Annotated in this window: 11 protein-coding genes; 8 read left to right on the top strand and 3 right to left on the bottom strand. The window is 63.1% G+C overall.

Annotation, left to right across the window (positions count from 1 at the left end; translation table 11 throughout):
* The coding region (locus JOZ76_RS10670) for a hypothetical protein (RefSeq protein WP_291698598.1) at positions 1–266 on the bottom strand (266 nt) is incomplete at its 3' end.
* Positions 267–387: 121 nt separating this feature from the next.
* Complete coding sequence (locus tag JOZ76_RS10665) at positions 388–1,548, bottom strand: glycosyltransferase family 4 protein (RefSeq protein ID WP_291698597.1); 1,161 nt, start codon at positions 1,546–1,548, stop codon at positions 388–390.
* A gap of 386 nt (positions 1,549–1,934) precedes the next feature.
* Between JOZ76_RS10665 and JOZ76_RS10660 the strand changes: the two genes are divergently transcribed.
* The 8 genes from JOZ76_RS10660 to JOZ76_RS10625 all read left to right on the top strand — a co-directional run bounded on the left by JOZ76_RS10660 (position 1,935) and on the right by JOZ76_RS10625 (position 7,695).
* Positions 1,935–3,212, top strand: coding sequence for a hypothetical protein (locus JOZ76_RS10660; protein ID WP_291698596.1), 1,278 nt, complete (start codon positions 1,935–1,937; stop codon positions 3,210–3,212).
* A gap of 13 nt (positions 3,213–3,225) precedes the next feature.
* Entirely contained in the window at positions 3,226–4,335 is a 1,110-nt protein-coding gene (locus JOZ76_RS10655) for an acyltransferase family protein (protein WP_291698595.1), read from the top strand.
* Positions 4,336–4,345: 10 nt separating this feature from the next.
* Positions 4,346–5,506: a glycosyltransferase family 4 protein gene (locus JOZ76_RS10650; RefSeq protein ID WP_291698594.1), complete on the top strand. Its 1,161-nt coding sequence runs from the start codon at positions 4,346–4,348 to the stop codon at positions 5,504–5,506.
* A 44-nt stretch (positions 5,507–5,550) separates the two neighbouring features.
* Positions 5,551–5,952 carry a hypothetical protein gene (locus JOZ76_RS10645; protein ID WP_291698593.1) on the top strand — a complete coding sequence of 134 codons (402 nt, stop codon included), beginning with the start codon at positions 5,551–5,553 and terminating at the stop codon, positions 5,950–5,952.
* A 187-nt stretch (positions 5,953–6,139) separates the two neighbouring features.
* On the top strand, positions 6,140–6,463 hold the full coding sequence (locus tag JOZ76_RS10640) for an ArsR/SmtB family transcription factor (protein WP_291698592.1): 324 nt from the start codon (positions 6,140–6,142) through the stop codon (positions 6,461–6,463).
* Positions 6,460–6,870, top strand: coding sequence for an SRPBCC family protein (locus JOZ76_RS10635; RefSeq protein WP_291698591.1), 411 nt, complete (start codon positions 6,460–6,462; stop codon positions 6,868–6,870). The genes JOZ76_RS10640 and JOZ76_RS10635 overlap by 4 nt, the downstream gene beginning before the upstream one ends.
* 60 nt (positions 6,871–6,930) lie before the next feature.
* A complete protein-coding gene (locus JOZ76_RS10630) occupies positions 6,931–7,140 on the top strand; it encodes a hypothetical protein (RefSeq protein ID WP_291698590.1) in 210 nt (69 codons plus the stop codon).
* A gap of 132 nt (positions 7,141–7,272) precedes the next feature.
* On the top strand, positions 7,273–7,695 hold the full coding sequence (locus JOZ76_RS10625) for a DUF1801 domain-containing protein (RefSeq protein WP_291698589.1): 423 nt from the start codon (positions 7,273–7,275) through the stop codon (positions 7,693–7,695).
* A 16-nt stretch (positions 7,696–7,711) separates the two neighbouring features.
* On the opposite strand, the gene JOZ76_RS10620 is transcribed toward JOZ76_RS10625, so the two are convergent.
* Positions 7,712–8,326, bottom strand: a 615-nt coding sequence (locus tag JOZ76_RS10620) for a CpsD/CapB family tyrosine-protein kinase (RefSeq protein WP_291698588.1), incomplete at its 5' end; no start/stop codon positions are given.

The raw sequence follows: 8,326 nt of genomic DNA, 5'->3' as shown, positions 1-8,326 counted from the left end.
TGCGGCCCGTAGCGCAGCAGACCGCGCCAGCCGTGAACCGGCGGCAACGCGATGACGTCGACACCCCGCCCGCCGACCGGCAAGGTCCTTTCATCCTCGACATCGTGCACGCGGCACATGATGTGGACCTGATCGAACACCTGCGTGTAGCGGCTGCCAAAGATCGCAAAATGATTGCGGTTGCTCGACGGCACCCCCTGCCTTCGCGCGAAGTCGCCGTCCATGACCAGATAGAGCACCCGGCCTTTCGAGCTGGTTTTGGACATGGCTACATCTCGCCTCGGGCGACGCCGCAGCGGGCGCGCCCGCGCGCGGGAAAAGATCAAACTCAACATCTCTCACCTCAATTCACCCTGGCGGATCAAGCGCACCGGGCAAAGCATCTGCCTAAAATCTCTGCTGATATTTCCGATCGCCGCGGCCGCCGATGAGCCAATCGGTGCGCGTCGCACGCGATCTGCCCCGAAAACTGCTTTTCGCGTGGACCTCGGCGTAGACATGGGCGAGTGCGAGCGACGACCGGCTCGCGGGAAACAGCGAACGAACGCGCTCGACGCCGTTCCGGCCCATGGCCGGCAGGTCGGCATCGAAACAGCGCGCAATTCCGTCGACCAGGCCGCCGACGGCAACCGGCGCGAACAACAGGCCTGTCACCTCGTTCCTGATCACTTCGCTCAGGCCGCCGATCCGCGAGGCCAGTACGGGGCGCCCGGCGCGCATCGCCTCCAGCGCCACCAGTCCGAACGACTCCCAGCGCGATGGCATGACGACGACGTCGCAATTCTTGAACTCCGTCTCGATCTCGCGCGGAGACTTCCAGCCCAGGAACGTCACGTTGGACGGAATTTTTCGAGCCTCGACCTGATCGACGACATTCGCGCCGACCACACGGACTGTCACACGGTCCTCGAACGCAGCCGCGGCCTTCAGCAGGAGGTCGAGGCCCTTCTGCCGGTCAAAGCGTCCGACGAACAGCAGATCGAGCGTGCCATTGCGAACCGACCGCTCCGGCTTCACGGCGCGATCGGCGATGCCGTTGTAGATCCGCTCCAGCCGATGTTTGCCGATGCCGATGGCCCGGGCGGCGAGATATTGATGCCGCGAGACGCAGACGATTTTCGCGCAGAGCGGCGACAACATGAGCTCGATCAGCTGGCAGAGCAGCCTGCTGATCGCAGACTGCTCGCGCACGAACGGCCAGCAATGCACGGTGTAGACGATGCGCCTGCGGAATTTCGTCAGGCCGAGCACGAGGCGGCACACCGCCGCTGCGAACGTTCCATGGACGTTGATGATGTCAGGCTGAAACTCCCGGACCAGCGCCAGCACCGCAACCGCCAGCGTGAACAGGCTCGAAAGCCCGCGACGATCGGCCCGAAACACCCTGACGCAGTCGCGGTCGATCTCCAGATCATCGGCGTGCCGATCGGGCACCAGCACCAGGGTCGACCCTGGTCTGCTGATCGTCGCGACGACGTTGTTGATGTACGTCGCCGGCCCGCCGCGCAGGGTTTCCGCGACGTGCAGCACGCGAAGCGATCTCTGCAAAACTCACGTCCTCCACAAATCTCTAGCGGCTCGTAGCCACGGACTGTGGTTGACCCGCGAGCTCCTCGCGGCGGATTTCGGACTTTTGTTGCTATTCTAAGTAGCCGATATTTCTTCAGGCTTTTGTAGCTATTCTAAAAGGCCGATATTTCTTTAGATGCATCCGACACGCGACGCGCGCGGCATCAGGCGCAGCGCTGCTACCGCCGCAAGAATGGCACAGCTGCAAAACAATTCAGCCATGATGCTGAGCCATTCCGCATCGTGCGGGACGAACATCACGAGCGACTCGTCCCGATAGAGCGAAGCTTAGTTCATCTCAGTGCAGTATCATGTTGAAGAGATCACCGAACACGAGACCCGGCGCTCTTGCCTGCTTGCTTCTCATGTCTTCGATTGCCGGCGGACTGACGAGCGCTACGGCGCAGACGGCGTCGACCGACCGCCCGGCGACGCAGGCGCTCGCATCGGACAGCGTGGTGGACCAGATCGGCGTCGACATCCATCTGTCGTTCTTCAATACGCCCTACAACAAGTTCGACGCGCTGGTCCGCCCGGCGCTCGCCGAACTCGGCGTCCGGCATGTCCGCGACGGCGCATTGACCGCCGGCAACAGCGGGGCACTGAACACCTATTACAAGCGGCTGAGCGCGCTGGCGGCCGACGGCATCAAGTCGAGTCTCGTGACCTTTGATGCGACCACGCCGGCCTATCTGACCGATCTCGCCAAGCTGGATGACGTCTACAACCAGGCCGGACGGGCGGTGGAGTTTTTCGAAGGCGCCAACGAGCCCAACCTGAAGAAAAATCCGGAGTGGGCCAACATCGGACGCGAGCGGCAGAGAGAGCTGTATCAGGCCGCGCACGGCAATCCCGACCTCGCGGGCGTCGCCGTGATCGGACCGAGCCCGTGGGGACCCAGCGCCCAGCAGCTCGGTGACATCAGTGCGAATGTCGATTTCGGCAACTGGCACATCTATTCGGGCGGGCAATATCCCGAAGCGACCGGAAAGGGCTCGCTCGGCGACTATCAGGCGCAGGCGCGCGGACTCTATTCGGGCAAGCCGGTCGTCGCCACGGAAGCCGGCTATCACAGCGCGATGAATGTGCCGGCGCCAAAGCACCGGCCGACCCCGGAGAACATCATCGCGCGCTATTTGCCGCGTCTGATGCTCTGGGATCTGAAGAACGGCATCGTCCGAACCTATGTCTACGAACTGATCGATTCCTTCAACAAGGGCGACACCGATCCCGAGTCCAATTTCGGCCTGATCCGCTATGACGGCACGCGGCGGCCGGCCTTCGCCGCGATCAAGAATTTGATCGGCATCTTTTCCGACCGCGGAGCGGTGCCGCATCCGCAAGCACTCGACTGGTCGCAATCGAGCAAGGACGACGCCATCCAGTCCATGCTCTTCCAGCGCAGCGATGGCAGTTTTCTGCTGGCACTCTGGCTCGGCGTTCCAGCGTGGGATCCCGATCAGCGCACCGAAATCCCGTCGAGGACCGTCAGCACCGACCTCACGCTGCCGGCCACGATCAGCAAGGCGACCGCGGTCGAATTCACCGATGAGGGGATGGTCACCTCGCATGATGCCGTCATCGAAGGGCACCGGCTGTCGCTGACGGTGAAAGACACGCTGACCGTGATCAGGCTGCAATAGCGGAGTTTGCGCTTTGTCCGCGACCAGGCAGCTGAACGGCATCCAGTATCTGCGCGGCCTCGCGGCCGCGCTCGTGGTCGCCGAGCACGCCAATCTCGGCGTCGGCCTGCCAAAGTATTTCGGCAGGACGCCCGTTCCGTTCGAGTTCTATGGCGGGCCGGCAGGCGTCGATCTGTTCTTCGTCGTCAGCGGCTTCATCATTGCCTACATCACGCTCGAGCCATCGTCGTTGCGGCCGCGCGGCGGCGTCGGCGACTTCCTGTGGCGGCGATTTGCCCGCATTGTGCCGTTCCTCTGGCTGTGCGTTGCGACCTACGCGGCGCTGCGCTTTGTCGGGCGGGACGGCTCGTTCGAGCTGGAGCCATATCTGCGGGCGCTGACGCTGTTTCCGATCGGGCCGGTGAACCCGTCGCAGGCCTGGACGCTCCGGCACGAGGTCCTGTTCTATCTGGTGTTCGCCACCATTTTCTGGCGAAGCGGGCCGCGGCTCGTCCTGGTGGCCGCCTGGATGCTGTCGCCGATCGTGGTTCTTGCGCTGGTCGGTTCCGCGCAGCCAACGCCCCCGTCCGAGCTCATTGGCTTTGCGTTCAACCGGCTGAACCTGCTGTTCGGCTTCGGCTTCCTGGCAAGCCTCGCTTATCTGCGACGGCCGGACTGGTTCGTCCCGAAGGTGCCGAACGGCATGACGGTCCTGACCAGCCTCTGCGGGCTGTACCTGCTGCTCTTCATGCTGATCTCATACACCCATCTTGCGACGGCCGACGTCGTGCTGGCCGGGATCGGCGCGAGCCTGATCCTGTATGTCGCCCTGCGCGCGCGGACCGCGCCGACGCCCGGACTGATCGAGCGCGTTGGGCTCATGCTCGGAGATGCCTCCTACGCCATCTATCTGACGCATGGCGCGGTCATCTCCGCGATCCTCGGCGCGTGGTCACACCTTGCGCCGGGCAGCAGCGTGCTGGTCGTCGCGCTCGGCTGCATCGCAGGATCGCTGGGCACGGGAATCCTCGTCCACCGCACCATCGAACGGCCGATGGTTCGCTGGCTTCAGGACTTCCGGTTCGGGCCGCGCATGCGCGAGACGCCGACGCTGATGAGTGACACGACGAGCAAGCTGGGCTGATCAGGACGAAATGGGTTCGCGCATTGCGATGTTCACGTGCGAGTTTCCGCCCTATCCCGGCGGCATCGCCACCTATGCGTCCGAGACCGCATCGGCATTGCTGCGGCTTGGGCACCGACCGGTCGTCTTCGCCCCAAAATGCCGGGCGGGACGTTTTGACGCCCCCTATCCCGTGATCCGCTGCTTTCCCGAGCAGTACAGACACGCGTGGCTGCCCTGGAACATGTCGATGGCAGCGCTACAATTGGCGCAGACGACCTTCGACATCGTCATGGCCGTCGACCTGCCGAGCGTGCTGGCACTCGCAGCCGTACCGACCAGCGCGCGAAAAATCGCGATCGTCCATGGCACCGACGTGAAGAGCCGGATCATCGGCCACATCAACCGCTATTCTCCGCGCAGCCCTTTCAACGCCTTCCAGCGGATCTATGCCAACAGCGCCTTCACCCGCGATGTGATGCTCGCGCACAACCCGCTGGTCGACAGGGTGCGCCTGGCGCCGCTCGGGGTCGACGACTACTGGAAGCGCCCCCTGGCGGGCCGGCGCGTCGATGACCTCGTTGCGCGCCACCTCGCAGGATCGCGCAACACCATCGCATTGTCGGTGGCGCGGCTCGAGCCGCGCAAAGGCCTCCTGCCGGCCATGGAGGCGATCGCGGCCTTGCCAAAGCCCGTGCGCGACAATGTCACCTACATCATCGCGGGCCGGCCGATCGAAGCGGCCTATGCCGAGAGGTTGCGGCAACGGGCAGCCCAGATCGATGCGGATATCCGCATTCTCGGAGAGGTGACTCGGGACGAGATCCGCGCGCTATATCAGACGGCGGATCTCTTCATCCACACCGCAACGAAGGACAGGTTCCGTGCGGAAGGCTTTGGCCTCGTGCTGCTCGAAGCAGCCGCCAGCGGCCTGCCCTGCATCGCGACCCGGGTCGACGCGATTCCGGAAGTCGTTGTCGACGGCGTCACGGGACTGCTGTTCGATGACGCCGATGCGGCCGGCATCAGCGGCGGCATCGCGCGCCTGATCGGCGATACCGCGCTGCGCACCCGCCTCGCCGCGGCAAGTCGCGATCACGCCGCAAATTTCACCTGGGACCGCTGCGCCGAGATCATTGTTGATGATCTCGATATCCTGTCGTCTGCGGATCTTGCCAGTTGCGCCGCCTGATGCCATCAGGATCGAAGCCCCTTCTCGTCGCGGCGACCGTCGTCATGGCAGGCTTCTGCGGGATGCCGGCCTCGCGCGCGCAGAGCGCCTTCGTTCCGCTCGGACTGAGCGCGCCGGTCTATCGCGGGTCGCGAGGCGCACCGCACTTTCCGCAGGAGAATGCCTTTGCAAGAGCCCTGCTGCCGCAACTGCACGTCAATCCCGTGGGGAAGCCGTGCGTGGAAATTTTTCCGGCCGCCGAAGCCCAGGCCATCAATCGCAACATCTACGACCATAACCTGCTGATCAACAATCAATGCAGCCAGACCATCAGGCTTTGGATCTGCTACTATCGAACCCGGACCTGCTCGACATTTCCCATTGCAGGCTACAGACGTCAGCTCAAGCTGTTCGGGATCTCTCCTGAAAGAGACTTTCGGATCGAATATCGCGAATACCTCGACTGACGGTCCAGGGTATCAGCTGCGCCCGCCGTGAGGGCCAATGCATAACCAGTGGGCTATTTTACAGATCCCATTGTGAGCGACGCCGGTCCCGGATATGCGTGGACATAGCCCTGATCTGGTACAGCTTGACGAACGCATTTCTCTGTGGTTATACGTAGATCAATAACCACAGGGTTATTGATTGAAAATGCCGGACATTCACGATGTGCTGTTCAGAACGCTCGCCGATCCGACTCGGCGGAGCCTGTTCGAGCGGCTGTGCCGCGAGGGGGAGCAGACGGTCGCCGCCTTGACGGCGCGGGCCGGGGTCTCCCAGCCGGCCGTCTCGAAACATCTCGGTGTGCTGAAGCAAGCCGGGCTGGTGCGCGACCGCCACGAGGGCCGTCAGACCCACTACAGCGCGCAGCTCGGTGCGCTGGCCCCCCTGATCGACTGGACGAGCCAGATGGCCGGCTTCTGGCAAAGCCGCTTCGATCGCCTCGAAGATCTCTTGAAAAGGATGGACCAATGAACGAACCCGCCACCGAAACACGCTCCGTCGTCGTCGAACGGGAGATCCCGTTTCCGCCGGAAAAGATCTGGCGCGCGCTCACAGAGCCCCATTTGATCGAGGAATGGCTCATGAAGAACGACTTCAAACCTGCCGTAGACCATCGCTTCAATCTGCGCGGGGACTGGGGCGCCGTCGACTGCCAGGTTCTGACCGTCGAACCGCACAAGACACTGTCTTACACATGGGAGGCGCTTGGGCTCGAGAGTGTCGTCACCTGGACTCTCACGCCGACGAGCACGGGGACGCACTTGCGCATGGAGCAGCGCGGCTTCCGTGCCGATCAGCAGCAGGCCTATCAGGGCGCGAAGTTCGGCTGGCAGCGGTTCTTTGCGAATCTGGAGCAGGTCCTGGCGCGGGCCGATTGATGCCGGCACGTCTCGCCCGCACGCATGACACGACGATCATCTTTGGAGTCAAGACTCGTCATGAAAGACGCCACCACGCGTTCGATCTTTCGCTGGATCCACATCGTCTGCAGCATTCCGATCATCGGCTACATCTACAGTCCGTTTGAGGTCATCCCGGACTACGCCCCTTTGACCCGGTATGTCTTCCTTCCGGTCATGCTGCTGTCCGGGCTTTGGATGTGGAAAGGCCACCTCGTTCGGCGGCTTCTGTCGCCAAGAACCGCCTAGCGCGGAAAGCGCCGGACGCGTGCGGTCTCTTTGCCGCGCGCGTCCCAAGCAATCTGCGCATTGGAACTGCAGACGCCCGATGACGATTGAGGTCGCAACGAAGCGGCAGCAGAATTGAGGCATGAAGCAGCAATGGAAGCAACGAAACGTATCGATCAGCTGATCGCAGGGCTTGACGACTGGCGCGGCAAGATGCTCGCCCGCGTCCGCAAGAGCATCCTCAGCGCGGATTCCGGGATCATCGAGGAATGGAAGTGGATGGGAAGTCCGGTGTGGTCGCGCGATGGGATGATCGCGGTCGGCAATGCCCACAAGGACAAGGTCAAGCTGACCTTCTCGCATGGGGCGGCCCTGCCGGATCCCGACAAGCTGTTCAATGCCGGCCTGGACGGAAAGGTGTGGCGCGCGATCGATCTCTTCGAGGGGGACAAGATCGATGAGCGAGCTCTCAAAACGCTCGTCCGTGCCGCCATCGACTACAATCGGGCCAAGGTGAAGAAGAAGGCGCCTGCAGGTTCTCGGCCGACAACACAGCGGAGCAAGAAAGCCCGCTGACGCGCACCTGGGTGCGTCAGTCCGCGTAGCCGTAACGCTCGTAACTGCTGTTGTGATAATAGTCGCCGCGGTAGGAATCGTACCTGCTCATGACGCCGATATCGACCTTATTCAGCACCACGCCGAGCAGCCGATCGGCGACCGTGGGCGCCTCGGCGAGCGCGTATTCGACGACATCGATCTTGGTCTGCGCCCACTCGACGACGAGCACATAGGAATCGACCAGCTTTGCGGTCGCGCGAACATCGGCAACCGGCGCCAGGGGGGAAAGATCCACGATCACGCGATCATAGCTTTGCCTGAGACGCTCGAACAAACGAGCCATCGTCTCCGAACCGAGCATCTCGCCGGCGTTCGCAAGCCTCGAACTGATCACGCAGGGCAGGAACGACATCCTGGTCGAGGGATCGACCCAGACGACGTCGTTGATCACGGAGGCGTCGCGCATCACCTCGAGCAGGCCCCGCTTTGCATCGGGCGCCAGCCGTCCCGTCAGCGACGGATTGCGGACGTCGCAGTCGATCAGCAGCGTTTTCGCCCCGGCCTGCGCACAGGATTGGGCGAGGGACAGACCGATCGTCGACTTGCCCTCGTTCGGCAGCGAGGACGTGACGCCGACGATCTTGTGGGG

Origin of the sequence: Bradyrhizobium sp. (assembly GCF_019244115.1) — a bacterium.
Classification (GTDB): domain Bacteria; phylum Pseudomonadota; class Alphaproteobacteria; order Rhizobiales; family Xanthobacteraceae; genus Bradyrhizobium.
This window is presented reverse-complemented; position numbering and strand designations above follow the sequence as displayed.